1 protein-coding gene is annotated in these 326 nt (G+C 38.7%); it reads right to left on the bottom strand.

Translation table 11 applies throughout. The annotated features are described in order from the left end of the window. A partial coding sequence (locus AAON49_RS00030; RefSeq protein WP_349551722.1) for a YDG domain-containing protein occupies positions 1–326 on the bottom strand: 326 nt, incomplete at both ends.

Below are 326 nucleotides of genomic sequence, written 5' to 3'. Positions count from 1 at the left end.
GTTCCACTTATTGTATATCCACTTGTATTGATCGTAATTCCTGTGCCTACATTTGCACTTGCAAACGTAAACACTGGACTTCCTCCTAAAACAACATCATCTGCTCCTATAACTCCACTTAAAGTAGCAGTTCCTGAAGCTGATCCTGCTGTCGTGCCATCATAAACTTTATTATCTCCTGTCAATCCTACTACAGTTAATGTAGCAGCTGTGATATCTCCTGATAAAGTTGGTTGTGTTAACGTATAGTTTCCTGAATCAGTTCCACTTATTGTATATCCACTTGTATTGATCGTAATTCCTGTGCCTACATTTGCACTTGCAAA

It is taken from the genome of Pseudotenacibaculum sp. MALMAid0570 (genome assembly GCF_040151415.1).
Taxonomy (GTDB): Bacteria; Bacteroidota; Bacteroidia; order Flavobacteriales; family Flavobacteriaceae; genus Polaribacter.
The sequence above is the reverse complement of the archived record's forward strand: the minus strand, read 5'-3'. Positions and strand labels throughout refer to the sequence as shown.